This window comes from Undibacterium cyanobacteriorum (assembly GCF_031326225.1).
Lineage (GTDB): Bacteria > Pseudomonadota > Gammaproteobacteria > Burkholderiales > Burkholderiaceae_D > Undibacterium > Undibacterium cyanobacteriorum.
Genome location: NZ_CP133720.1, coordinates 2357801 through 2384256 on the forward strand (window position 1 = coordinate 2357801; position 26456 = coordinate 2384256).

24 protein-coding genes and 2 tRNA genes are annotated in these 26456 nt (G+C 46.1%); 10 read left to right on the top strand and 16 right to left on the bottom strand.

Translation table 11 applies throughout. The features are described 5' to 3' along the window. Nucleotides 1-29: 29 nt before the first annotated feature. From msrB to RF679_RS09910, 4 genes are all read left to right on the top strand, one after another. A complete protein-coding gene (msrB, locus tag RF679_RS09895; RefSeq protein ID WP_309480476.1) occupies nt 30-428 on the top strand; it encodes a peptide-methionine (R)-S-oxide reductase MsrB in 399 nt (132 codons plus the stop codon). A 1-nt stretch (nt 429) separates the two neighbouring features. Then, nucleotides 430-1053, top strand: a complete 624-nt coding sequence (locus tag RF679_RS09900; protein ID WP_309480477.1) for an inner membrane-spanning protein YciB — start codon at nt 430-432, stop codon at nt 1051-1053. Beyond that, nucleotides 1046-1333, top strand: coding sequence for a BolA family protein (locus tag RF679_RS09905; protein WP_309480478.1), 288 nt, complete (start codon nt 1046-1048; stop codon nt 1331-1333). The genes RF679_RS09900 and RF679_RS09905 overlap by 8 nt, the downstream gene beginning before the upstream one ends. Nucleotides 1334-1405: 72 nt before the next feature. Continuing rightward, nucleotides 1406-2185, top strand: a complete 780-nt coding sequence (locus tag RF679_RS09910; RefSeq protein ID WP_309480479.1) for a peptidylprolyl isomerase — start codon at nt 1406-1408, stop codon at nt 2183-2185. A gap of 117 nt (nt 2186-2302) precedes the next feature. On the opposite strand, the gene RF679_RS09915 is transcribed toward RF679_RS09910, so the two are convergent. The 3 genes from RF679_RS09915 to ispD all read right to left on the bottom strand — a co-directional run bounded on the left by RF679_RS09915 (nt 2303) and on the right by ispD (nt 3895). Then, complete coding sequence (locus tag RF679_RS09915; protein ID WP_309480480.1) at nt 2303-2575, bottom strand: DUF4404 family protein; 273 nt, start codon at nt 2573-2575, stop codon at nt 2303-2305. An 82-nt stretch (nt 2576-2657) separates the two neighbouring features. Beyond that, nucleotides 2658-3176, bottom strand: a complete 519-nt coding sequence (gene ispF, locus RF679_RS09920; RefSeq protein ID WP_309480481.1) for a 2-C-methyl-D-erythritol 2,4-cyclodiphosphate synthase — start codon at nt 3174-3176, stop codon at nt 2658-2660. Beyond that, on the bottom strand, nt 3173-3895 hold the full coding sequence (gene ispD, locus RF679_RS09925) for a 2-C-methyl-D-erythritol 4-phosphate cytidylyltransferase (protein WP_309480482.1): 723 nt from the start codon (nt 3893-3895) through the stop codon (nt 3173-3175). The genes ispF and ispD overlap by 4 nt, the downstream gene beginning before the upstream one ends. A gap of 257 nt (nt 3896-4152) precedes the next feature. On the opposite strand from ispD, the gene mfd reads away from it, so the two are divergent. Both mfd and serB read left to right on the top strand, forming a co-directional pair. Continuing rightward, nucleotides 4153-7572, top strand: coding sequence for a transcription-repair coupling factor (mfd, locus tag RF679_RS09930; protein ID WP_309480483.1), 3420 nt, complete (start codon nt 4153-4155; stop codon nt 7570-7572). Between the two features lie 14 nt (nt 7573-7586). After that, nucleotides 7587-8447, top strand: coding sequence for a phosphoserine phosphatase SerB (serB, locus tag RF679_RS09935; RefSeq protein WP_309480484.1), 861 nt, complete (start codon nt 7587-7589; stop codon nt 8445-8447). Nucleotides 8448-8561: 114 nt separating this feature from the next. Here serB and RF679_RS09940 read toward each other — a convergent pair whose 3' ends face one another. The 4 genes from RF679_RS09940 to RF679_RS09955 form a co-directional block, all read right to left on the bottom strand. Then, a complete protein-coding gene (locus tag RF679_RS09940) occupies nt 8562-9293 on the bottom strand; it encodes an SIMPL domain-containing protein (RefSeq protein ID WP_309480485.1) in 732 nt (243 codons plus the stop codon). Between the two features lie 134 nt (nt 9294-9427). Further along, nucleotides 9428-11467: a M56 family metallopeptidase gene (locus RF679_RS09945; protein ID WP_309480486.1), complete on the bottom strand. Its 2040-nt coding sequence runs from the start codon at nt 11465-11467 to the stop codon at nt 9428-9430. A gap of 110 nt (nt 11468-11577) precedes the next feature. Next, a complete protein-coding gene (locus RF679_RS09950; protein ID WP_309480487.1) occupies nt 11578-13146 on the bottom strand; it encodes a M56 family metallopeptidase in 1569 nt (522 codons plus the stop codon). Continuing rightward, nucleotides 13143-13484: a BlaI/MecI/CopY family transcriptional regulator gene (locus tag RF679_RS09955; protein WP_373921768.1), complete on the bottom strand. Its 342-nt coding sequence runs from the start codon at nt 13482-13484 to the stop codon at nt 13143-13145. The genes RF679_RS09950 and RF679_RS09955 overlap by 4 nt, the downstream gene beginning before the upstream one ends. 376 nt (nt 13485-13860) lie before the next feature. Here RF679_RS09955 and RF679_RS09960 point away from each other — a divergent pair, with 376 nt between their 5' ends. Together RF679_RS09960 and RF679_RS09965 are read left to right on the top strand one after the other, a co-directional pair. Next, nucleotides 13861-14553, top strand: a complete 693-nt coding sequence (locus RF679_RS09960; protein WP_309480488.1) for a glutathione binding-like protein — start codon at nt 13861-13863, stop codon at nt 14551-14553. Nucleotides 14554-14649: 96 nt separating this feature from the next. After that, a complete protein-coding gene (locus RF679_RS09965; protein ID WP_309480489.1) occupies nt 14650-15885 on the top strand; it encodes a DUF2863 family protein in 1236 nt (411 codons plus the stop codon). Between the two features lie 84 nt (nt 15886-15969). Here the strand turns inward: RF679_RS09965 and RF679_RS09970 are convergent, their stop codons facing one another. Both RF679_RS09970 and RF679_RS09975 read right to left on the bottom strand, forming a co-directional pair. Then, nucleotides 15970-16434: a CYTH domain-containing protein gene (locus tag RF679_RS09970; protein WP_309480490.1), complete on the bottom strand. Its 465-nt coding sequence runs from the start codon at nt 16432-16434 to the stop codon at nt 15970-15972. Nucleotides 16435-16443: 9 nt separating this feature from the next. Continuing rightward, entirely contained in the window at nt 16444-17568 is a 1125-nt protein-coding gene (locus RF679_RS09975; protein WP_309480491.1) for a M14 family metallopeptidase, read from the bottom strand. A gap of 298 nt (nt 17569-17866) precedes the next feature. Here RF679_RS09975 and RF679_RS09980 point away from each other — a divergent pair. Then, nucleotides 17867-17943, top strand: a tRNA-Pro gene (locus RF679_RS09980). A gap of 457 nt (nt 17944-18400) precedes the next feature. Here the strand turns inward: RF679_RS09980 and RF679_RS09985 are convergent. The 7 genes from RF679_RS09985 to RF679_RS10015 form a co-directional block, all read right to left on the bottom strand. Next, entirely contained in the window at nt 18401-19429 is a 1029-nt protein-coding gene (locus RF679_RS09985) for a plasmid recombination protein (protein WP_309480492.1), read from the bottom strand. Further along, entirely contained in the window at nt 19426-20139 is a 714-nt protein-coding gene (locus RF679_RS09990) for a Rha family transcriptional regulator (RefSeq protein WP_309480493.1), read from the bottom strand. The genes RF679_RS09985 and RF679_RS09990 overlap by 4 nt, the downstream gene beginning before the upstream one ends. Nucleotides 20140-20147: 8 nt before the next feature. Next, a complete protein-coding gene (locus RF679_RS09995) occupies nt 20148-20348 on the bottom strand; it encodes a helix-turn-helix transcriptional regulator (RefSeq protein WP_309480494.1) in 201 nt (66 codons plus the stop codon). A 476-nt stretch (nt 20349-20824) separates the two neighbouring features. After that, entirely contained in the window at nt 20825-22378 is a 1554-nt protein-coding gene (locus RF679_RS10000; protein WP_309480495.1) for a tyrosine-type recombinase/integrase, read from the bottom strand. Between the two features lie 330 nt (nt 22379-22708). Further along, nucleotides 22709-23296: a hypothetical protein gene (locus tag RF679_RS10005; RefSeq protein ID WP_309480496.1), complete on the bottom strand. Its 588-nt coding sequence runs from the start codon at nt 23294-23296 to the stop codon at nt 22709-22711. Nucleotides 23297-23476: 180 nt separating this feature from the next. Further along, the gene (locus tag RF679_RS10010; protein WP_309480497.1) at nt 23477-23767 is read right to left on the bottom strand and encodes a hypothetical protein; all 291 of its coding nucleotides are present in this window, start codon (nt 23765-23767) and stop codon (nt 23477-23479) included. Nucleotides 23768-24049: 282 nt separating this feature from the next. Continuing rightward, nucleotides 24050-24140, bottom strand: a tRNA-Ser gene (locus RF679_RS10015). A 368-nt stretch (nt 24141-24508) separates the two neighbouring features. On the opposite strand from RF679_RS10015, the gene RF679_RS10020 reads away from it, so the two are divergent. Continuing rightward, a complete protein-coding gene (locus RF679_RS10020) occupies nt 24509-26383 on the top strand; it encodes a GGDEF domain-containing protein (protein ID WP_309480498.1) in 1875 nt (624 codons plus the stop codon). Nucleotides 26384-26456: the final 73 nt, after the last annotated feature.

Below are 26456 nucleotides of genomic sequence, written 5' to 3' on the forward strand. Positions count from 1 at the left end.
ACCGAAAATTCAAAGACGGGAGATAGACGATGAAAGTCATCAAAAGTGATGCTGAGTGGCGCGAACAATTATCTGAAATGGAGTACAAAGTCACGCGGCAAGCGGCGACCGAACGAGCCTTTACCGGGCGTTACTGGGATCACCATGAACATGGCATTTATCATTGCGTCTGTTGCAATACGCCACTGTTCGCCTCGGACACCAAATTTGAATCGGGCTGCGGTTGGCCAAGTTATTTTAGAGCCTTGAATTCAGCGCACGTCAGAGAGATCCCCGATCACTCATTTGGCATGACGCGAACCGAAATTGTGTGTAATATCTGCGACGCGCATTTGGGGCATGTTTTCCCAGATGGTCCCAAACCAACTGGATTGCGCTATTGCATTAATTCTGCATCGTTACGATTTACACCATTAGAAGAAAGCTAGAATGAAGTTATTGTTCGACATTTTCCCTGTCATCATTTTTTTTGTTACATACAATATTGCCGGCAAATTTCCGACCGAATCACAAAAGTTAGCCATTGACTTGTTGGGCAATGTAACCAGCAATCACTCCATAAGTTTGACAATGGGGCCTATTTTGTTGGCGACAGGGCTGTCAGTCATATCGTCGGTTATCCAAGTTCTCTATCTCAAACTTAGAAAACAGGAGATTTCCATCCTTGTTTGGATGACCTTCTTTATCATTTTGATCTTCGGCGGCGCCACAATTTATTTCCAAAACGACACTTTCATCAAACTCAAACCGACAATTATTTTAGGTTTAAATGCTGTGGCATTTCTCGTTAGCGACCTAGTCTTTGGCAAGAATTTAATGAAGATGACCATGCAAGAAGCATTAGTACTACCAGACAATATTTGGAGAAAATGTAACTTCGCCTTTGCTATTTTCACCATGGTGATGGCGCTAATGAATTTGTATGTCGCTTTCAACTATTCGCAAAGCACGTGGGTTAGCTACAAGCTGTATTCCTTGGCAGCTTTACCGGTGTTCTTCGTCATCATGATCGCGTCTCTCTCAAAGTATCTTCCGGAGCAAGACAATGAGTGATCGCCTTATTCAACGTTTTCATGAGATCGAACGACGTATCAACGAGGTATTTGCCCCTTCAAAGTGCCAGCTACAAGATGATTCCGCAGCGCACAAAGGCCATGCTGGCGCTGCATCTGGCGCTGGACACTACTCTGTTACAATTATTAGCGAAAAATTTGATGGTCTAAATCGCATTTCTCGCCATCGACTAGTGTATGATGCCGTTGGCGATTTGATGCATACAGAAATTCACGCTCTTGTGATCAAAGCATTGACTCCGAAAGAAGCGCAAAAATAGTGTTTTTTGTTGTGGATGAATCACTATCAACAACAAGATTTGTTTTTTACTTTGTTATTTTAGGAACAGATAATGACTTTTAAACCCGCTCATTTGCTGGTTGTACTCTTGGTAACCGCATTTCCAGCCATGGCTGCAGAAACACCGTTGGCAACTGTTAATGGCAAAGCTATCCCTGCTTCAAAAGTTGAACCATTCTTGAAACAAGCCTTGGCCCAAGGTCAAAAAGACACGCCACAACTGCGTGCCATGATTAAAGACCAATTGGTTGGTACAGAAGTTTTGTTGCAAGAAGCTGAAAAAGCTGGTTTTGGCAAGAGTGAAGAAGTCAAATTGCAAATCGAAATGGCGCGTCAACAAATCTTGATTCGATCTTTAATGCGTGCACATATTGAAAAGAACCCAGTGACTGAAGCTGACATCAAAACAGCCTATGACAAATGGAAAGCGCAAAACGGCGACAACGAATATCATCCATATCACATTTTGGTTGAGAAAGAAGATGAAGCGAAAGCCATTATCTCTAAGTTGAAGTCTGGCGCGAAATTCGAAGAATTGGCAAAGCAATCCAAGGACACAGGTTCTGCTGGTAAAGGTGGTGATTTGGAATGGGTTTCCCAAGGTAACGTGCCTCCAGCATTTGGCGCAGCTTTGGCTACTTTGAAAAAAGGTCAATTCACAGAAACGCCTGTAAAAACCGAAGTCGGCTTCCATGTCATCAAGTTGGATGATGTTCGCCCACTGAAATTGCCTAGCCTCGACGAAGTCAAACAGCAAATTGGTGAAAGCTTAGTACAAGAAAAGGTACAAGCCTACCAACAAGCTTTGATGAAGAAGGCTAACATCAAGTAAGCCATCTTTACAAAGATATGGAAAACAAAAAAGGCGCTTCGGCGCCTTTTTTGCATTTAGATTAGATCAAAATGATGGGGCCAAATAAGACTCACAGGCAGGAGCTACATGGATCCATCAAACACCGATTTTCTCTAGCATGCTTCCTAGTTCGCGCAGCATTGGCTCCAAGCGTGGATGTTTCACGGCGAATCCAGCATACAGTTCTTTGACCTTGTCACTAAGCGCTGCAAACAAAGGATCGTCCGGAGCCTCTTTCTCCACGAGGGCTTTCTCAATGTCTTGATTTAAACTTTGCAGCATTTTGCGTGCATCAGCATCTAGATCATCTGTGTGCTGCAAGCCTTCATGTAACTGCTTCAATAAACCTTTGAGCATTTCTCGTTTCATGGCGCTATCTCCTTATGCAATTACAGTCTACAAAACTTTAATATGAAGAAACCAAAATTTTTCCATCAGAAACGGTAGCGATCTACATCACTTCAGAACGAAACAACATCACCACCGCTTCAGTTGCGATCCCTTCTTCTCGACCGAGGTAACCAAGCCCTTCATTGGTCTTCGCTTTCACATTCACCTGATCTATTCGGACACCAAGATCCTCAGCAATGCGTTCGACCATGAGAGGAATGTGCGGCGCCATTTTCGGCTTCTGAGCAATGATGGTTGCATCGAGATTGCCGACCATATAGCCCGCTTGACTTACCCGTTTCATTGCTTCTCGCAGCAATACTCTCGAATCGGCACCAGCAAAACTTGCATCAGTATCCGGAAACAACTTCCCAATATCCCCCAAGGCGGCAGCACCTAATAAAGCATCGGTGATCGCATGTAATAAGGCGTCCGCATCGGAGTGACCTAGCAGTCCTGTTTTGTGGGGAATTTCGACCCCGCCCAGAATCAACTTCCGTCCTTCCACCAACACATGACAATCATATCCTTGCCCAATTCGAAACGGAGGAAATTGCGTCGATTTATTGAGCTGGCTCATGCGTTTTCACTTTCTGTAGTAACACTGCCGCCACCGTCGCGGCTGAGTAAGTTTTTAAAAAAATCGAGATCTTCCGGTCGCGTCAACTTACGATTACGCGACTCGCTTTCCACCAATATGGGTGATCCGCCCGCAAATTCAATTGCACTAGCTTCATCGGTCACTGCTGGTGCGCGCTTCAATGCGTCGAGCAGGTTTTGCGAGCGAAACATTTGCGGTGTTTGAGCAAGCCAAATCGTTTCGCGCGGAATGGTATGAACACGACCATTTAACACCTGCTTCACCGTATCGATCACCGGTTGCGCTAAGAGGCCGCCGACTGATTCATCTGGAATATTTTTGATCAATTTCTCAACCAAGGCGGGAGTCAATCCTGGACGCGCAGCATCGTGCACCATCATCCAGTCGTTCTTACCTACACTGCGATTCTCGAGCAAAGTTTGAAGTCCATTGCTGACTGTTTCAGCGCGAGTCGCACCACCGCAATACAAAACTTCGACTCGTTCATTCGCAATTAAATGTTGTCTGATGTAAGCGTCATTAGCGCTAACCACCACAAAGATCTTGCTGACCTTAGCGCAGGCTAAAAATGCATTCACCGCGTACTGCAATACGGAGACGCCATCAATCTGCAAATATTGTTTTGGTTGCGAGCTTCCCATGCGAGCCCCAACGCCCGCAGCGGGAATTAATACGAAATACGAACTCTTTAGATTCATGAAGCCACTTTCGTGCATTTATGGCAAATTTAGTAAGGATTGAGGCGCGAGAAACCACAAAGTAAGATCACCTGACCTCATTGAATGCACCGTGTTTTCGATCAGCGACCACACAGCGCTTCGTTTATAATTGCCATTTTAACCGCCAAAGCACGCGACGCGTGTATCAAAGCGCTTACCGACAAACTGATTGATTCGAATTCCTTGAGAATTAAAACGACGACCTTGATCAGTTTCGACAAAGATTTTCATCGCCCATGTCTTACGACTATATCAAAGCTCTCGCAAAAGCCGGCAACCGTTTTGTTTTACCCAATACTCATGGATCAAGTGATGCGTATGTACTAGCGCAAGCAGCGCAGCATCTAAAGCAAGAAAACCGATTACTGATTGTGTTCGTCGCAAGCCCAAGCGAGGCACAGCGAATCTTGCAAGAAATTCCGTGGTTTGCTACCGATCTGCGCTGCCATTTACTGCCCGATTGGGAAACCTTGCCCTATGATGCTTTCTCACCACATCAAGATTTGGTCTCGGAACGTTTGGCGACCCTATACGAGGTAAGCACAGGGAACTGCGATGTACTCATCGTACCGGCGAGCACCGCGCTGGTGCGAATGGCACCGCCCTCCTTTCTTGCTGCCTTCACCTTCTTCTTTAAACAAGGTGAAATACTGAATGAAGCCAAACTCAAATCGCAATTAACGCTGGCAGGCTATAGTCATGTTTCTCAAGTGATGTCGCCAGGTGAATATTCGGTACGTGGTGGCTTGATCGATTTATTCCCTATGGGCTCGGTGCTTCCATACCGGATCGATTTATTTGGCGACACGATTGAGAGCATTCGTACTTTTGATGCAGATACGCAGCGTTCGCTTTATCCGGTCAAAGAAGTTCGATTGCTCCCGGGTCGAGAATTCCCCATGGACGAAAATGGACGCGCCGCCTTCCGTCAACGTTGGCGCGAACAATTCGAGGGCGATCCCTCACGGTCTACGGTGTATAAAGACATCGGTAACGGCATCGCCTCAGCTGGTATTGAATATTATCTGCCGCTGTTTTTCGAGCAAACTGCAAGCCTCTTCGACTACCTTCCCAAAGATACCTACTTCGCACTTCAAGGCGATATTGAGAGTTCGATCCAAAGTTTTTGGAATGAAACGCGGTCACGCTATAACTTTCTCAAATCTGATCGCGAGCGCCCTGTCTTGGCACCTGAAGCGATCTTTTTGCGTGACGAGGATTTCTTTGGCGAACTGAAAAACCAAGCACGTTGGGTCATCTCAAAAGCCGATGCGGGTTCAGAAATTTCTAGCCCACTACCCGCGATCGCCGTCAATCGCAGGGCAGATGATCCACTCACGAATTTACGTAGCTTCTTGCTACAGAGTGATAAGCGTGTCTTGATCTGCGCCGAAACCGCCGGGCGTCGTGAGACATTACAACAGTACTTCAGTGACTTCGATTTCGACCTCCCTGTAGTCGAGAACTTTGAAGATTTTCTGAGCGCACCACACAAGCTCGCACTCGGCATTGCACCGCTGCACAATGGTTTCCAGCTTGAACAATTCGCGTTTATCACCGAAACCGAGCTATACGCAGGATCAGGAAAACGGATCGGACGCAAGAAACAAGAAGCGGTGACGCAAGTCGAGCACATGGTGCGCGACTTATCTGAACTGAAGATTGGTGATCCGGTCGTCCATAGCAACCACGGTATCGGTCGCTATATGGGCTTAGTTAGTATGGATCTCGGGGAAGGCGAGATGGAGTTTTTGCATCTCGAATATGCGAAGGACACCAAGCTCTACGTTCCAGTCTCGCAATTACACGTGATTTCGCGTTATTCCGGCGCCAACCCAGATGATGCGCCTTTACACGCATTGGGTTCTGGTCAATGGGAGAAAGCGAAACGTAAAGCGGCCCAACAAATTCGGGATACGGCTGCAGAATTACTGAACCTCTATGCGCGCCGTGCTTTACGTACTGGGCACGCTTTCGAATATTCAGCGCACGACTATGTCGCCTTCGCTGAAAGTTTCGGATTCGATGAAACACCGGATCAAGCAGCAGCGATTAATGCGGTTATCAGCGACATGACTTCTGGCAAACCGATGGATCGTCTGATTTGCGGCGATGTCGGCTTTGGTAAAACCGAGGTTGCCTTGCGTGCTGCCTTCGTGGCGGTAATGGGGGGCAAACAGGTTGCCATCTTGGCGCCGACCACCCTACTCGCTGAACAACACGCACAGACTTTCAGTGATCGTTTCGCCAATTGGCCTGTGCGTATCGCCGAACTTTCCCGTTTTAGAACGGGCAAAGAAATCAGTCAAGCCATCAAAGGCATGGGCGATGGGACGGTGGATATTGTCATCGGTACTCACAAATTACTTTCTGAGGATGTGAAATTTTCGCGTCTCGGCCTCGTTATCATCGACGAGGAACATCGCTTTGGTGTACGACAGAAAGAGACACTGAAGGCCCTTCGTGCAGAAGTCGACGTGCTCACATTAACGGCAACACCGATACCAAGAACCTTGGGCATGGCACTCGAAGGTCTACGTGATTTCTCTGTGATTGCTACCGCTCCGCAAAAACGTTTGGCGATCAAAACTTTCGTTCGCAGCGAAAGTGATTCTGTGATTCGCGAAGCCTGTTTGCGTGAACTCAAGCGCGGCGGTCAAGTCTACTTCTTACACAATGAAGTCGAAACGATTGAGAATCGTAAAGCGATGTTGGAAGCCTTATTACCAGAAGCACGCATCGGTGTCGGCCATGGTCAAATGAATGAGCGCGACTTGGAAAAAGTGATGCGTGACTTCGTCGCTCAGCGCTATAACATCTTATTGTGCACTACCATTATCGAGACCGGTATTGACGTTCCAAGTGCGAACACCATCATCATGCATAGAGCCGATAAATTCGGTCTTGCACAGTTACATCAATTACGCGGACGCGTTGGACGTTCACATCACCAAGCCTATGCTTACCTCTTGGTGCATGATGTGCAAGGGTTGACCAAACAAGCTAACCGTCGACTCGAAGCGATTCAACAGATGGAAGAATTGGGTAGTGGCTTCTATTTGGCGATGCATGATTTGGAAATTCGCGGCGCGGGCGAAGTCCTTGGTGATAATCAATCGGGCGAAATGCACGAAATCGGTTTCCAAATGTATTCCGATATGTTGAACGAAGCGGTGCGCGCGCTGAAGGCCGGTAAAGAACCTGATCTAGCTGCACCCCTCGCTACCACCACCGAAATTAATCTACATATCCCGGCGCTTTTACCGAGCGAATTCTGTGGAGATGTGCACGAGCGTTTGTCTATCTACAAACGTCTGGCCAATTGCAACAAGCAAGACGCCATCGATGATCTGCAAGAAGAGATGATCGATCGCTTCGGGAAACTCCCCGAACCGGTCAAGTCACTTCTCGAAACTCATCGCTTACGCGTTGCAGCCAAACCTTTGGGTATCGTCAAGATCGATGCTCATAGCGAAGCCGCCACCTTACAATTCGAACCTCAACCTCCAATCGATGCGATGCGCATCATTGAACTGGTGCAGAAAAATAAGCATATCAAGCTCAATGGTCAAGACAAACTCAGGATCACGGCAAATATGCCCGACCTCGCCGCGCGCGTCGCTCAGATCAAATCAACTTTGAAGGCGCTTCACTGAAGCGCCGGAATTATATGAAACCAAGTAATCTCGTTTTGCAAAGCGCTACAGGCTCCTTGATCATGCAACAGGGGCTCATACAAGAATTCGCGCTCGCTTTAAATGCGAAAATCACGGAGCAAATGGCGAATGGATGTATCCGCTTGCATCAAATCAGTTTAAGCGATGATTTGCGTGAAAGTATCGAGCATCGCTGTTTCCAAGCGAAAATCGACCTTTTCTGGGAATCACAGCAACGCCAATTGAGTGACTTCAAATTGGTGGCGATGGATATGGATTCGACCTTAATCACCATTGAATGCATCGATGAGATCGCCGATATGCAAGGCCTAAAACCACAGGTCTCTGAAATTACCGAAGCAGCGATGCGTGGTGAGCTCGACTTTCAAGAAAGTTTACAACGACGCGTGGCTTTACTGAAAGGCTTAGATGCCAACGCTCTAGACCGTGTCTTTGAAGAGCGCCTACGTTTATCACCGGGGGCTGAAATCATGCTGCAAAACGTACAACGAGCCGGTCTCAAAACGCTGCTAGTTTCTGGTGGCTTCACCTTCTTTACCAAACGTTTACAGCAAGCCTTACAACTCGACTATACCCATGCTAACGAACTGGAAATCATCGATGGCAAACTCACTGGGAAAGTCATCGGCACGATTGTCGATGCGGAGGAAAAGAAACGCACCGTAGAACGCGTCTGCTCAGAGTTAGGCATTTCACCCTCGCAAGCCATCGTCATGGGTGATGGGGCCAACGATCTCAAAATGATGTCTATCGCAGGTCTCTCAGTGGCCTTCCGAGCGAAACCTGTGGTACGCAAGCAAGCTTCTTTAGCCCTCAACTTCAATGGTTTGCACGGCGCCCTCAATTACCTCTGATTTAGCAGGAGCACTTTCAGAACAAGAACAAAAGGGAACTTCGGTTCCCTTCTGCATTTTTAAACTCCATCAATTTGCGCACGCCAATGCAAGGTCGATGTGCCAATCACCACCTTACTTGATGCGATACATCACGTTCACACTCATCGAGAAACGTAATTGCGCAGGCACCGAAAAATCTCGAGGAATGAGTGTCATTTTCGGGCTACGATCTCGCACGGGTGGCGTTCCACCCAAACCTAATGCGCTCGCCACCGCAGTCAATGATGTCTGAGAAACACCGGTCACGACGTCGAGCTTCACGCCCAACATATTCGACATATTCTTGGCTTGAATCTTGGCATCTTCCAATGCAAGGTTCAACATTTCCGCCTGAACTTGACTGAGATCGCTACGACCGAAATTGACGGTAAAATTACCGAGCGAAGGATTACGCGTCAATCCCTTGATCAGCTGATCCCACTGTTGAAGATCTCGCACAACCACATGAAATGATCGCATCAAGCGATATTTCTTTTGATTTTCGGGAGTATCTAAATATTCGACGGGACTAATAAAGCGCTTGATATTCGCAGCGAGGATATCGTCGTCACTGATACCGAGTTCACGCAATAGTTTGAAAACATCCTCACTATCCCTCAACATCAATTCAAGACACTTTTCGGGGGCGGGATGTAGTTCAGTTAACTCGAAATTAATCTCTCCCATATCAGCAGAATAGGCCCGCACTACTTCACCACTGGCGTGGATAAAACGATGATTCGGTAAATCACCGGCGTACACCATTTTCACTATCATCGCGGCTCCCAACAAGACGAGCTGCAAACATTTTTTAAATGAAATCATTCTTACTCCTTGGACGACGCACTTTGCACCTAAGCGCAGGCGTCGTCCCTGTATTTGTGTGTCACCAACCACCTAAGGACCGCCATCATCATTTGAATCGACGAGCATGATTCGATGCGCTGATCGAGTTAATTTTACTTAGCCGTGCTCAGCTTCCAAACGTGGGCGAATTCAATTGTTGAAGCCACCGCCACACCGTTCATTTTGCTCGGGCTTGCTTTGCAGTTGCCAGACATGAGTGTCGCTACCAGGGATTTATCGAGCCCTCTAAAACCACTTGAACGCACCACTTTCACATTCGATATGCGACCATCGACCGATACGTCAATTTGCGCTTCAGTGATCCCTTCTTCTAAGTTTCGAACAGAAGCTTTTGGATACTCGGGTTTGCATTCGGCGCCGTCTAGATGCACGATGGCGGCATGGGTTGTGTTTTGATCGAGGCTAGGAATATCGCGCTCATTGCTTTGCTGTACACGATTCACGAATGTCGACCAGTCTAAAGCAAGCGTGGTTTCAGAGGCGTACGCTTGACCATTGACTATGCCAGGCACTGCCTTGCACGAGGCCTTGCTGACCGCGTTCTTCAAGGCTTCATCAAGCTCCACCAAACCACTCGACTTGATATTTGACACACTCAATATGCTTCCATTTTCAGCAACCGTCACCTTCACCATGCTTACCCCAGATGGCACGATTTTGTATGAAAGTGCGGGCAAGTTTGGACGGCAGTTCGCGTCACTGAGATCGATCCGAGGAGATTTGAATTGCAGTACTTTTCCATCCGGAGCGTCAATCAAATGGCTAGGAGCAGCTTGATTTGTTGTAGGCCGTTCAGAGGTGGTCTGTATGGATTCTGGCCTCAATAGTGGCATGGCCTCGAGCTCAACCACAGGAGTCGCGTGCATCGCCAATTTCGTCACATCAGGCGTCGAACTCGACCCGCCATTCACGCCGCTCATCAAACTACCGGTTGAGTTCAAAGGCAAGTAAGACGGGGCATCGAGCGACTCATCAACTTTCGAAGGCGCTCCTGCAGGAATACTAGTGGAGGACAACTCTAGAGCGGTTGATTTCGCGCCAATATCCTCATTGCGATCACCAACTTCGGACGCTATCGTATTAGAAAAGTGTGGCTTGGGTAACTGCGTTTGTCTATCGATAAAATCTAGATTATCGGCTTGTGCGACCAAGGCTGCGCTCATTGCGACAACTCCCAAGGAAACTACCATACTGCGCCACCCAAACGATTGCTGTTGCGGGCGAATTAAGCGTGTAATACGAGACATAAGATCTCCTCCATGTGCTCCTAGAGCAAGTTGTGATGTGGAGAATTGGAACAATTCCAATTCTTGTAGAGCAAGAGCTAGGCGCCGCGGTTCACCTAGAATTTCAGCTGCGATATCGTCAGCTATATTCTCGCGTTCATAACAAATTTGTTTTGAAATCCACCACACCGCTGGGTGGTAGAAGAAAAGAATTTCAACGACGTTCTGCAATAGATTAAATACGTAGTCGTAACGTTTGATGTGCGCCAATTCATGGGCCAAAAGAGCTTCGAGCATGCGCACATCTAACTTACAGACCAAAGCCGCTGGCAAAAGTACCATCGGCTTAAAGCAACCCATGGTGACAGGCCCGACCACATGATTGACAACCCTCAGCTTGACACTAAGCTTGAGTTGAAGCTTTTTGCTGAGCTCATCAACCATGTGCTGTAGATAAAAATGGTTTTGGTTTAAAGGATATCGACTTTGCCAGTGCATCCAGCTCAATCCCATTACAAAACGCAAGCTAAGCAAGCCGACAATAGAAAGCCAAACGAAGACAATCTGATGGATGTGTTCAGCGATCATTTTTTCAAACGCCTGCAAGTATGAGCCTGTAGACGCGATTATGGCTATTGAGCTAAGTTGAAAAACAGGTTGAGCAGAGCTAAGTTGAGGGATAGTGACAGGGGCGCCTGCAACATTCATTTGAAGCAAAATCGAAATGAATGGAATGGACAAACACAAGATCATTCCAAAACATGAAAGGGCATACACCAAGCGCGTCCTCTTTGGTGTCGCGATGCGTATTGCGACATACAAAAGGATGGCAATGGCACTGAACTGCCACAACGAATGGAGCAAAGCCCAACCAATCGCTTCAATCAATGTGCTCAAAGCCTGCATAGCAGCCCTTTCGTGTTTATTACAGATTCTTCAAACAAAAATTATTGCGTTCGAGTCGTATCCATTATCTTGAACATGGACCACCACTTCACTCTCGCACCAAGGGTCAATTAGTCGAGTTTCCAGACGTACTCAACTCGAGCAGTCGTTGCAATTTTCTTTCCTGCGAGCTGTCCGGGCGTTGCCGTGCAAGTGCCAGACATGAGTTTCTCCGCTACAGCATTATCAAGGTTCACAAAGCCGCTGGTTTTCACCACATTAACCGCCTTGATTTGACCTGATTCGGACACCATGACGTCATAAGTCGAACGCCCTGTTTCTTCGTTTCTAAGAGAGCTCCTCGGATATTCTGGCTTACATTTTGAAGAACCAAAATCAATGCGGGCGGCAATTGACTGCGTCTTATCTGAGCTATTTGATTTTTGATTTGACGCCTTCGCATCTTTCTGTTTTTGGTCTACTCCAGATACTACTTTCGAATTTGGTTTTGATGCTTCCTTAGAATTTGAGACCGACTTAGCGTCAACCTTTTCAGCATGCACTTGATCTTCGTTAGTAATCATCGCTGGCAACACGTCACTCGAGTCGATGTCTCCCCTATCGCTTTCACTAACAATTATTTTGTCGCTTGTGGCTTTGCGAATCTTTACTTCGGGCGCTCCAAGAATAACGGTTGCATGTGCGGCCATTGCCACACAAACGCCAGCCACGCCGATTGTCATGACCGCGGTTTTCCAATGCATACGATGCGTTTCAGGGCGCACCAGACGTTTGATTCTTAACATAAGGTTTCCTCCATGTGCCGCTAGGGCAAGTTGAGATTGAACAAATTGGAGATGCTCCAACTGTTGTAAGGCAAGTGCTAGGCGCCGCGGTTCGCCTATCACTTGGACTGCTAAATCATCGGCAATATTTTCTCGTTCGTCGCGAATCCGTTTCGATATCCACCAAATGACAGGGTGGAAGAACAAGACAATCTCGATCACGTTTTGCAATAGATTCAAAACAAAGTCGTAACGCCGTATGTGCGCCAGTTCGTGTGCCAACAGTGCTTCGAGGTGTGCAGGTGCCATCCCAGTCAGTAATGACCCAGGCACTAAAATCAAAGGGCGCAAACAACCTATCGTGATCGGGCCACTCAGTTCATCAACAACACGAATCACCACTCTTCCCTGCATCGCGAAGGCCCGCGTCAAGCGATCAACGCAAGCTTGTAATTGCGGATCATGGTAAGAACGCGTATCACTGTGATAGCCTTGCAGCCACACTAATCCCAGAACAAATCGAAGCCCGAGCAAACTTACTCCCAACATCCACACGGCAAGTACATACGGCATGAGGAGTGGCAGGAATTGCGGAAAGTTCTCCATCTTCGACATCGACACCGATGTCGTTGCGGCGCCCAGCATGACGACTTCCGAATTCACGCCTAAGGTCGCCATTTGCAGGTATTGAGAAAAGGTAGAGAGCGGCCACAACACGGCGCATAGCATCGCAATGTTCAAACTGAGATAACGTGTTTGCGGACTTGCATTGCGCAACGCGAATTGACAAAAAGCAGTGACGACTCCCAAAACACAGGCCTGCCATAAAAAATGGATTAGCGCCCAAGCCAGCGCCAGCAACAATGGCGTGAGTTGTGGATGAATTTGATCGTGCAAGTGAAAATAGGCGTTCATGAGGCGTCCTCATCTTCGCTCAATAATTTTTGAATTTCGGCTCGCTCTTCTTTGGAAACGTGACTACGCAAGGCAGCCAACACCAGCGCTTTGGCGGAGCCAGCGAAGGCTTTCTGCACGAGATCTTTGATCAAATTCGTTTGTACGCTGTCTTGCTCCGCAAGCGCTTCGTAGACATGCGCCTTTTGGCTTTCGTCGCGCGCCAATTGTCCTTTGCCGTGCATGACCTGTAAGAGACGCAACACCGACGCATAGGCAAGATCAGGACGCTCTTTGATTGCATGTTCATGCACTTGCTTCGCGGTCGCTGGACCGATTTCCCACAGCACACGCATCATTTGCATCTCTGCTGGTGTTGGCTTTACGCTAGCCTTCGTTTTCTTAGTCAAAACCACGACTTTCTCCTCACATCGATTGCATCGAAACAGATAGCATTACAAAATAAATAAAACTAGATCACAAGATCTAGATTATTTGATCTAGATCTGTTTGTCTAGAAGTTTTTAAAAGTTTTTATGCTGCCATGCAATACGATGTGGATCAGCGTAGAGAATTGAATCAGATTGGTCGCCCCACAGACGAGCACCACTCATTAGCAAGCAACAATATGCTTGCGGTCGAGTTTTTCTCCCCAAGCAAGAAGAGAGTCGGTAAGATATCTTTTGTTAAAGGTCGCAACACACTTGCGATGCCCCAACCTAAAAAGGAGTCACAATGATCGACGTTTATTCATGGCCTACGCCGAATGGTCACAAAATTCACATCATGCTCGAAGAATGTGGTCTGCCCTACCGCGCCATCCCCGTCGACATCAGTGCGGGCGATCAATTCAAACCCGAGTTTCTCGCCATTTCACCGAACAACAAAATCCCCGCAATTGTTGACGCTGATGGACCTAGCGGTAAGCCGATTGCGCTGTTCGAGTCGGGCGCCATCTTGGTCTACTTGGCCAGCAAAGTGAACCGATTCCTTGGCAATAACGACCGTGAAAAATTCGAGACCCTACAATGGCTGATGTTTCAGATGGGTGGCTTAGGTCCGATGCTGGGACAAGCACATCACTTCCGCATCTATGCCCCAGAAAAAATTGAGTACGCCTACAATCGCTACACCAACGAAGCACATCGCTTATACAACGTTCTTGAAAAACGTTTGTCGCAATCGGCTTTCTTAGCCGGTGAAGAATACAGTATCGCCGATGTCGCTTGCTTTCCTTGGACACGTTCGGCGGCAAATCAAGGAATACAATGGGAAGAATTCCCCCATACGAAAAAGTGGTTCGATACGATTAATGAGCGCCCAGCCGTACAACGTGGTTTACAAGTTTTAGCGAAACAACGTAAGCCCTTGACGGACGACAAAGCCAAAGATATTTTGTTTGGCAAGACCCAATATGCAAAGCATTAGTGAGTAACCGAAATAAAGACAGATAAAACAGATGACAAGTTCAACTTGTTAGCCTCAACGTAGCAAAATCATCACCAACAAAAGGATAAACATTGTATGCGCCGCGCACCCAAAAAGAAGATTCAGAAATTGGCTGGCGACGCTCTTCGTATCGCGAATTTAGCGCAAGCCATTTCCCAAGCCGGTAGCCGACTCGAAGATCAAGATTGGCAGAATTTACTCGACAGCTTAGTTGAGAAAAATTTAGAAATGCGCCATCAAAGTGTCCTTGACTCTGCAGCTGAGCACGTATTCTCCAACTTCCCAGATGCCTACGAAATTCTGATCGAGTCGATTGAGTCGACCGCGACCTCAGGGCGTGTGAAAGACGGAGATACAGAATATGAAGTGATCCTGATTGCGGCGCCGATATTAGCGTGGAGTCGGTTCGAGATTTTTTCAGGCGCAATCCCAGCGGAGATTTTACGTTCACTGACTAACAGCTGGCGCGAATCACTGTTATGCAAAGGCGTTCAAGTGAGTCTCCTACCGAACTTATTCTCGATCGATCAATTACCACAAACCTACTGCGACGTGAACGATCTGATGCAGCATACGGCAAAGGATTTCTTGAAAAATAAAAGCGCCAGCTTACCAAAAGATTTACCAAAGACGGTGCCATTTTTGGCCGATAGTCGCTATCTCTTGGGCGTTGTCTTGGCACCGATCAATTCGCCAGTATTTCAATGGCAAATGACACCCTCACCTTTTGACGTTACCAAGGCCAAAGAAGCCACCCTACTGATTTGGAAGCAACGTGCCCACGCTGAGATTGCACACATGCTACCCGGCTGTGGCTTCGAGTTCTTATTACCGGAGGCGTATTACTCAGCTTGTCGCGAAGCCGACATTTTGATACGCCCTATTTCGATACGCTCGGCAGTGTTCTATCTCACGCAAACCTTGAACATCGAAGCTTCCGAACTAGGCGCGATTATTGGTCGCTTTGGTCCAGAAACCTATCCAGATCAAGTCGATGAATTGAGAGTCGGCTTCACGCTACGCCAGCACCCAGAAATCATCTACGGCGTGATCTGGCCACTCTATCAACAAGAAGACGAAATCAATGCGTTGATCGGTCCCTCACTACAAGATGCCACTGATCGATCTGGTGAAATTCCTGCGCTTCTCGCTGAGAGTGGCGTGACGAATATCCGCATTTTGGAAGACATCTTCGGCATGGAATATTGCGACGATTGTCAGGCACCGTTATACGCCGATGCCGAAGGCGAATTAGTCCATCCTGAAATGCCTGAAGATGCACCGCCGGAAGGTTCTGTGCATCTACACTGAGATACCTTCTAGAAGTTCTATTACAGTTCGAGATTCAATAAAAAAGGAGCGATTTATTCGCTCCTTTTTTATTATTTGGCGCCATCACCAAGAGGAATACGGTTGCTTCAGCAAATTCGCATTCACATAGCGAAAATCGTGACTGACTTCCTCGCCAATCCAATCAGGTTTTTCGAAGACTTGATCTTCGCTAGCCAATTCAATTTCAGCGACCACTAAGCCTTGATTGGCACCGAAAAACTCATCGACTTCCCAGGTAAATCCTGCATAAGGAATTCGATAGCGGTGTTTGATAATTTGCTGTGGCGTGCACACCGACTCCAACATGCGACGCGCGTCTTCCACTGGAATGGAGTATTCCCACTCGGCTCGCGAGATTCCGCTGGCCTTACCCTTCACAGTCAGCCTCGCTTGCTCATCTTCTATGCGAACCCTGACGATACGCTCGGGGTCCGCAGAGATATAGGCTTGGCACATCACGACTGGTGTGACCAAGCCCCGCCATGCGTCATTTTTCACCAAGAACTTGCGTTCAATTTCAAGTCCCATGAAGAGCGCTTAGCCTTTCAACGAGTGCAAAATCGGTTGCAACATCGCCTCGCCTAACTTCATGCTACGCATTCCATCCCAACCCACTTCAAGATCAGGCATATTCGCGTTGTCCTTGAATGGCAATTCCAAAGTCAAAGAAACGCACTTATAGGTATGACCGATATACTTCGAAGCTAACTTCAACAAGTCTTCGTTGTACTTACTCGCTTCGTATCCAAACTTGGTTTGGAAGTCTGGGCTGGCCGCGCAGAAGCTCTCGACAAACGCATTTTGTTCTTGCATTTGTTTTTCACTGAAGCCCTCTAACATCTCGCTGCCTGCAACAAACACGTAAGGCAAACCTTCATCGCCATGAATGTCTAAGAACAAATCGCATCCAACTTCTTCGATTTTCTTTTTGACGTAATACACTTCTGGGCTCGTTTCAATCGAAGGCGTCATCCACTCACGATTCAAATTGGCACCAGCGGCATTGGTACGCAGATTTCCGCGTACAGAGCCATCAGGATTCATGTTTGGAACCACATACAACACCGCGCGATCAAGAATCGCACGCGCTGTTGGATTTGCTGGGTCGAGCAAAGCGTTCAAAGTGCCTTCCACCAACCACTCAGCCATGGTCTCACCAGGATGTTGGCGCGCGATAATCCAAACTTTCTTTTCTGCCTTTGGATCTCCGACGACAACCATATTCAAATCTCGGCCATCTACAGTATTTCCAAGATCTACCACGCTCACTTGGTCAGACTGTCCAACACTACCCAATAAGGCAAGATGACGTTCCCAGCTGTAAGGCTCAAAATAAGCGTAGTAGACACTATCGAAATCTGGTGTGTGTTTGATGGTCATGACTTTGCCATCGTACTCAGTCTCGACACGGAACCAATTCTCGCGATCATAGGAAGCCACCGCGCGGTAACCTTCCCATCCGTCAGGGTACGCGGCTTCATTTGCATTCAAAATACGAATCGTCGCATCCTGATTGCGCGCACCTTGCAAACGGAAATAAAACCATTGTGCAAAATCCGCATGGGAATCTTTGCGCAATTTGAGTTGAATGTCATTGACATTGCTGCTATCAACAACCTCGATGGCACCGGCGTCAAAATTTTGGCTGATCTTTATGGACATAGCATTTTCGGCCTATAAGCGAGACAAGGCCCGATAAGGACTCATCAAACTTAGCTGCCTACCCCTCTTCTTGATGATGTTAAACCGCAAATTGCGGTCAAACTATTGATATTGTAAGACCCGTATTGTCACAGGAATTGACCTTGCCTGACAATTAAAAGTTCACATTGAATGTGAAAACATCTTCAATCACAATCGAGAAATCATCGAAGTTTGATGAGCTTCACCACATCACGGATCGTTTTCTAATTTAGATGGAAAAAAAACAGTAAATACCCTATAATCGCCCGCTCTGAGTCGGGGCGTAGCGCAGCCTGGTAGCGTACATGCATGGGGTGCATGGGGTCGGAGGTTCGAATCCTCTCGCCCCGACCAAAAAACATATATAAATCAACGAATTACCAGAATAAACAATTGCAATTTAATAAAGTTGCAAATAAATCATCCTCAATAAATGCTATTTGGTAAGAGTTTTGGTAAGAAAAAATTCTGATTTTTTCTCGATCCACAAAAAAATACCAAGATAAATCTAGCAAGTTATTTAGTAAATTTCACTAATTTACTGCTCCTAAATTTTGATATTTTTTCAAACAATCGCCAGCCCTCGCGCGTGCGCGTATTGCTCTCAAAAAGAACTTTGCAACGTCGGATCAATCCGTATTTAACGGCTTTGCATGCACTTCACACAGAACTCATTCAGTTGCGATTTCAGCAAGGCATCATCTTGAATAACAAGAAGAAAATCGAACTAACTTAGAACCAATTTTCGAAGTCCCATAAAGCAAAATAGCCCACGACGTGAATCATGGGCTATCGACTAAGCTACTAAAAACTAAGTTGAAACAAACAACATTCCAGACCGCTCGACTATTCTGATTTTAGGCTTCAATGGTACAGGCTTTGGAGCGGTTACAAACTCACCCAATTCCTCACTCCAATGCTGCGATAGTCTCTCGCTCTCGCGCTCTCTTGTTTCGCTCGACTCCTTAACAAGCATGGGTTCAACTTCAATGTTTTGAGTTTTGGGAGAATCTGGAAACCCTACACAAGATAAGGTTTCGATCTTCTCAGACTTGCTCACAAGATCATCCACATCAAACCCTATATGTTTAGCCCAAAATAATTTCGGCTCTTTGTTGGGTTTTACCTTTTTCGTCATCAAACCTGCAAAAGTCTTATGCTTTAGCTTTTTGAATGGCATCGGAATTTTGAGATACCTTAGCAGCGATTCCAAATCCCCCTCAAGTAGCAAGCGCAAAAAAAACTCATTAAATGAACTTTCAGGTAGCAATCTTGCGATAACTAAGTCGATACATCGAGCCTTCATATCGGCACTTAATCGACTTTTTGACGATACCCGCGCCAAACCAAAGACTTTCGGCACACTCTCGTAAAAAGCATTGAAAGCATCGCAAATAGATTGCTTGTAGCCGACCAAATCAGATCCGCACATCCTGCTATCCTTCAACGGAAGCAGCACAACATGACAATGTGGCGACGATTCATCCAAATGAACAACGGACGAAAGAATAGGCACTTTGTAATAAAGCTTCGCCCATTCAGTACATTGTTCAAAATACGATCTTAAATCGACCTTGCTATCTGGAGGCAGGCTAAAAAGCAATTCGACGCCATAAACGCCGTCGGAGCGCATTTTGATATTAGCCTCGGTCATCATGATCTTTGCTTGCCTTGCGACATCCCTCGCGCAAGAACCACCAAGAAGAATTAAATTATCCTTGGTGCGCTCTGGGAAAATATGCGACTCACGAGGAAGCTCTCTCAGGTTGTGTTTTGCCGAAACCTCAATAATGTTCTTACCTTTTAGCTTCTTAATCCTGAGTAAAAATTCATGCCTCATGATTGCCCCCTTAACTTCTTTCGATAACATGAAGTCAAAGCGGCAGCATAAAGCGTGAGTAAAGCCTTCCTCTCGGAATAATCTTTGCCCATCTTAATCAGTATGGCGTTTTCCATTTCAAGCCTTACGAGCCAAGTCAATTGCTCGCTTGAAAGGGTTTGCCTATCCACTGCCCCATAGATACCGAACAATATGCCGTTGATCATCTTGGCTTCGTTGCAGTAGTGGTAAGCGACTGTTGCCTTACCCTTGCACTGCCTTGCCTCATAAAGCTTTTCAGACATCAACACATAAGCAACGGCAGCCGATCGCCGTGGCTCGATCCATTGATCGTTTGCAGCATTTTTTTCCCGAAGCGCCAGAAACGATGCGACGAGAATCTTTTGCCCCTGTCGAGACTTTCGACCACCAATAAACGGCATCGCAGTTAATGCCCCGCGCTCGGTCAGCTCTATCTTTTTGCGATCCTCACCTTTCGCATCGCAGTATTTAACCACCTTAAAATCAAGGCGGTTGATCGTGCCGTCGCCAATGAGATTCTTGATAGATTGAATCACGTTATCGTGCCTACGCTGAAATTCTCGCGCGATCACAAGTGAATCGGTAACTGGCTCACCATTCGATAGATGAACTAGGTGCGAACTAAAATTTGGGCGTGCGACTTCACAAGCTACCTTTCGCAAGGTAACTTTTGCAGTTTGCTTTTTCATGGAGCCTCCTAAGCAGCTTTAGAGGCTTTGATGCGTGAGTCGAGCCACATCTCAATATCAGACTCAAGCCAAGCGACAGCTCTGATTCCAATTGAAATGGGTGCAGGAAAAGTGCCCTTCTTGATACCGTCATAAATTGATGAACGACTTAATTTCGTCGCATCTTTGACGCAAGGGAGTTTGATAAGTTTAATGCTTTGCTGTTGCATGTTTTCTACCTTTCAAAATAGAAGAACACGCAAGACTGAAAACCAAATAGACTAAGGCGTAGAATAAAAACCAAAATAAACGGAAAGTTTAAGAAATCTTAAACAAACCTATTTACGGATTCTGATTTTAGCCGTATCCTAACGATCGTCCTTTGCACAGACAATCTGTTTTTAGCCTCGCGTTGAAAACAGTTCGTAACTTAAAACGCCTTGATGGTTCCAAGCATCAGGGCGTTTTGCTTTTTATCTTCCAGAACAAACCAAGTAAAAACCAGAATGTCCTGCGAGATGTTTTCATTATATCGGGCTCAAGCCTCGAAGCGACACTCGCAAATCATTTTTTTTGCAAACAAAATGCGGCGGTCAAAAATAGTCAACAACCGTCAATAATGGTCAACAATAGACAACAATGGTCAACAATCCGTGCGTCTCAATACTGCAACAGAGAACTGAGCACCGATAGAACAAATTCCTCACTAGGCTTTCCGCTCAAACGGCAAAACATTTTCAATCGGATCAAGAATAAGCGACAGTTTATCGCCTAGGCGCTTCCATGCTTCACGCTTTTCCTCTGCGTAGTCATGCTGCAGATAATGCCGTCTCACTTTGCTTCCCTTAAGGACGTGATTTTGGCATCGATCGATAATATCCAAATGAACACCCAAACTTTGCATCAGAGTTGCCCCTGTTCTCCTTAGATCGTGCGGAGTCCATGCGCCATTCTTACCACCTGCGAGAACCAATGAATTATCATGAGTTCGTCCACTCATCGGTTTTCTCTCGCCACCGTCCACACTCTTTTTGAACATCACTTGCCGATCGCCAATCTGCTTACTCAATGACTTGATGCACACATGCTCATCCGTATTTCGAGCTGGAAAACACCATTTGGAGTGCCCTGTAGCCTTTTGGAGCCGCCTAAATTGATTCAATGTGAAATCGGAGAGGAAAATCTTCAAGTCGGCTAGATTGCCCTTTACATCCGATTTCGGAATAAACCAAGTCGCAGCATCTAAATCCACGTTTTCCCATTTAGCCATTTGCATTTCCCCCACACGGCACATGGTCGAAAGCATGATCCACACCCCACACTGTAAGGTTTCAGAGATGGGGCGCGAACAATAGCGCTTATCAATGGCGCTCTCATATTCAAATTGTTTCCGGTTAAAAATGGCATTCAATTCGAAAATTTCTTCGTCCGATAACTTGCGCTCACGTTGATAGTTCAAGTCATATTCACGATCTACTATCTTTTCAATTTCGATCAGGTTCATGGGGTTGCCGTCGATCAATAGCTTTCTCCAAGGCTGGCGCTTTTCAGCCCAAACAAACATTTGCATCAAATCATTGCGCATAATCACGGCGCTTCGATTCACCCCTCGATTCACCATTCGAGAAAGTAGTTGGCGCAAATCGGACTCTGTAACCTCTCTGATTGGCTTACTTCCTATAAGAGGTAGAACATCTGCCTTGAAAGTGCGAAGCAACATCGCATTACCGTCTTTACGTTGAACACCATCCTTCGTCCATGCTTCAAATAATTGCAGAACCGAGAGATTCTCAGCTTCAAGCCTTAACTTATTTTGCCGCTCTTCTTCCTCTGCCTTGGCGATCTCTGCTAATCGGGCTACCTCATCATCAATCTCTTTTTGCTTCTTCAACGCGATGCGTTCGATTTCCTGCTGGATATTTAATTTCGGATCGATGCCTCTTTGCTTTTGCCTCCGAATCGTTTTAACTATTTCCCTAGCATTTTCCAAAGTAAGACGTGAATTGACGGGCAAGCCGTATAAATTCGCATCAAATTCACTGATGGGCGCATCGTAATTCCCAAGTGTGAGGTAAAACGATTTCGAGCCGACTTTGTATGCATACACCCAACTCTTTGAATAAACCTTCTTTTTATCCGTTGATTCTGAAGGTATCAAACGAAACCGCATCGAAAGACCATTACCATCATTCTTCAGTTCGTCTTTACGCGTAGGGACATGATTCTTAATGGTTGTATCGGTAAGTTTTAGCTTTGCCATGAGATAGCCCAGAAGTTTATAAAAAGACAAGCAAAAGTAACTCGGTAAGAGTCTTGGTAAGAAAAAATCTTTGGCTGTCAGTGTATCTCAATGGACGACTACGGACAAGAATCGATGCTAAATCATTGATTTAAAATGATTCTCGGTGTTAGATTGGAGTTCTTTAGAACCTATTGGAAGCTAACCTAAGTGCATGGGGTGCATGGGGTAGGAGGTTCGAATCCTCTCGCCCCGACCAAGAAGATCTAAATGAAAAAGCCAATTCGCAAGAATTGGCTTTTTTTATGTCAAAAATTATTACGATCTAATCAGGTATGAGACCCTCCCACCCTAAGGTAAAGAGCGCGCAAAATTATTGATAATCGCGATATCAGGAGGCATGGATACAAACGGTATTTCCTCGCGTTCTAAAGTAGCTCTCAATTCACGATCGATTTGTCGCGCTTCATCCTCATTTTGGAAGCGCCCTGTATGCACATATTTTTTATCACCGCGTTCAACCAAGATGTTGATATTGTCATGTCGGTGATACCACTCAAGAATGTGCTCACGCGTTTTACCAACATCGCAAATATTTTCACGGTAAGTTTCGTTGTAATACAAAACCTGCATTAAGGCGCATTCCGTCACCAAATACTGTACCTGCCCATCCAACAAATCGAGCATCTCGAACTGACGCTGCGCGACCATATACTGATTGCGTAAGGCTTCAAAATCTTTCTGCCAAACCAATGATTTTGCGTAATCGGGAATTTGTTCAACAGACTTGTGGCGCAAGTTAAGGTTCAAAATAATCGCTGACGAAAATAATGACTTGTCACATCCAGGACCGCCAATAATGTTAATGATTTTAGTGGGGTACAGCCTTAACTTATTATCTTGAATATGGCGTGCTACACCAGCAATCTGCATAGTCATGGCAAAATCTCCTCACATAATTCGCGAAAGCTAGCATTCAGCACTTTCATCATAGGCGAGAATTTTCCATGCCGCAACTTTGATAGTAAATACTTATTCTGGGTCAAATTTAGGACAAAAAAAAGCCTAGATGCAAAATCTAGGCTTTCTTACTCGATGCATTCGCAAATGAATGAAGAATTAATCCACGCGAATTACTTGGTCACCGATACGGAATTTCTCACGACGATCACCCATTAAGGCGCGCAAATCCTTGATACTGAGATCGCTAATCTCATGCATACGAATCAACAAAGAAGCACCAACTGGTAAATGGTGGTGGCGAATTTTACTGATCACAGGTGGTGCAACTTCCAATGCACGCGAAAGTGCTGCATCGTTTTTCAAATTCAATTGTTTGATTAAGGTATCCAACAAGTTGTTTGGATTATAATCAAAATCATCAGCTTTTAGATCTAATAGATTAGGCATTGTTCTACTCACTCTTCACAAAATACAGCACAAATTATCTGTACGTGCCAGAGCTTTACTCCCCCTGGCCGCTTCTTATTATGCAAACGAGTCACTAGTGTTCCCCACTTGCTTACTACTTTGAACAGAAGTTGTGTTAAACAGCAAGTCTGTCATTAGTCATGCGCGATGTCCTGTAATACCGCTTCTTGAGCAAACGACTAAAACAACACAAAAATCCGTCTAGTTGACTATTAAGAGTTCGACCACTCTTTTGGCGGTTCTGAACTCCGACTGAGAGTTTGGCGGAAAGACAGGGATTTGAACCCTGGATACGTCATAAACGTATGCCGGATTTCGAGTCCGGTGCATTCGACCACTCTGCCATCTTTCCAAACTATCAAACGTAGTCAAGCCGCGCATTGTAGCAAAGATCAAATCGGTTTGGTAGCCTGTCGTTTTAACAAGAAATCGTCTGAAAGACGCTTAAAACTTACATTTTTCAATTAACTTGTTGAATATATATAGGATTAAAGGGTATTTCCGCGCGTAAAGCCGCACCAAAGCTAGATCTTAGAGGAAAAACTCTAATTTAATATATTTGAGATACATCAGGCCATCATACTCCAATTTGAGTTGTTTAGTGGTTTGCAAGCGAACACGATGCAGACCAAATCAAAACTGCTTGATCGAATTGACACACTACAGTCACATTCCATGGTTACTCTTTCAAGCACCTTGGAGAATTGAACCGGATAGATCATGCCAAACTCACACACAATCAGTCATGGGATCGACTTCAATCGGTCTCAGATGCACCTAAGAAAAAATGACAGTCGACCAACTGAGCGCGTCGAGATAAGTCTCGAAAGTCAGGCAAGTAGTTTGATCCTCCAAGAATTACTTCGCATTCTAAATACTGGTGATGTAACGCCTCGCTTTCAGGCCATACTCGACCTACAAACTAACCACATCTTAGGCTTTGAAGCACTGATCCGAGGCCCTTCAGGTAGCCCGCTCCACGCCCCAATAAAACTTTTGCAAGCAGCTGCCACACATCATTTAAGCGCACCGATTGAACACCTCTGTCGTCGAGTCATATTAGAAACTTTTTGTTCTTTAGGGCTCCCTGGGAAGCTGTTCATCAACGTCAGTCCAGAGTGCTTGATATTAAAAGATGCTGAATTTAGAGAAACGCTGCAACTCGCTGCGTCACTAGGAATAAGTCCCGACCACATTGTGATTGAATTGACCGAATATCAACCGACCCACGATTACGATGCCTTAATTGATGCGGTGGTGCACTATCGTACTTTGGGATTCCAAATCGCCATTGATGATCTCGGAGAAGGTTTTTCAAGTCTACGTTTATGGTCCGAGATAAAACCCGACTACGTCAAAATTGATATGCATTTCGTCCAAGGAATCGACAAAGATCATGTTAAACGACAATTTGTCCGCTCCATACAAGAAATTGCAAAACAGTCTTCCACTAAAGTGATCGCGGAAGGCATCGAAACCCAAGCAGAACTTGAGTCGGTCGCGGAAATTGGCATCTCGTATGGCCAAGGCTACTTTATCGCCCGTCCCCACGCGACGCCGACGACGACCATCTCGGCGGAAGTCATTCAGATCCTTGGCACCCGCATTCATCGCGAAAAAATCGAGCACCAATTCGTGGGTTCAAGCTGCATCACTGAAATCATGCAACTTCCTACCACAGTAAGCTCGAAGACGATGAGCAGTGATGTGGAAGCTTTATTCCTGCAATACGAGAAGCTCAAAGTGATTCCTATCGTTGACGACGGAACACCGGTCGGTATCATCAATCGACACACCATGGTCGATCGCTTCGCGCGACCTTATCAACGCGAGCTTTACGGCAGAAAACCCTGCACCGTATTCATGGAAAAAGATCTGTTACTCGTCGATTACAAAACCGACATTCAAAAGCTCAGCCATGCGATCGTGAACGCTGAGTCTGATCAACTCATGAACGGGATTTTGATCACAAGAGAACAACGCTACATAGGAATGGTCAGCGGAGCAGATCTTCTCCGCGCGATTACAAAGCTGCAAATTGACGCAGCACGCCATGCGAACCCTTTGACACAATTACCTGGCAACGTCCCTATTAATCAACATATTGACCGACTGCTCGCCGACGCACGACCATTCACAGCCTGCTACTGCGATCTCGATCACTTCAAGCCATTCAATGATGTCTATGGTTATCAGCGTGGCGATGTCGTGATCGAAATGACTGGTCGTCTACTTCGTCAACATATTGAGCCCACTCTAGATTTCGTAGGACACATCGGTGGCGATGATTTTGTGATTGTTTTTGAAAGCACTGATTGGGAGTCACGGTGTCACAAGCTACTAAACGCATTTCAGTCGCAGATCGCTCAATTCTATAGCCATGAAGATCGCGAACGTGGTGGCTACATAGCGGAAAATCGGCAAGGTAAGAAAGTATTTCATTCACTTATCAGCTTATCGATCGGTGCGGTGCCGATTCAGGGTGACTTCGAAAGTCATCATCAAGTCTCCGTTGCTATGGCAGATGCAAAGAAACAAGCAAAAAAGTGTTTCGGCAATCATCTTTTTATCGACCGCAGAAGCGGCAACAAATAAATTCAGCTCTGAGAGATCACTCCCCCGAAAAAAATGCCCGATAAAGACCGGGCATTTTTACTACTTACAATTC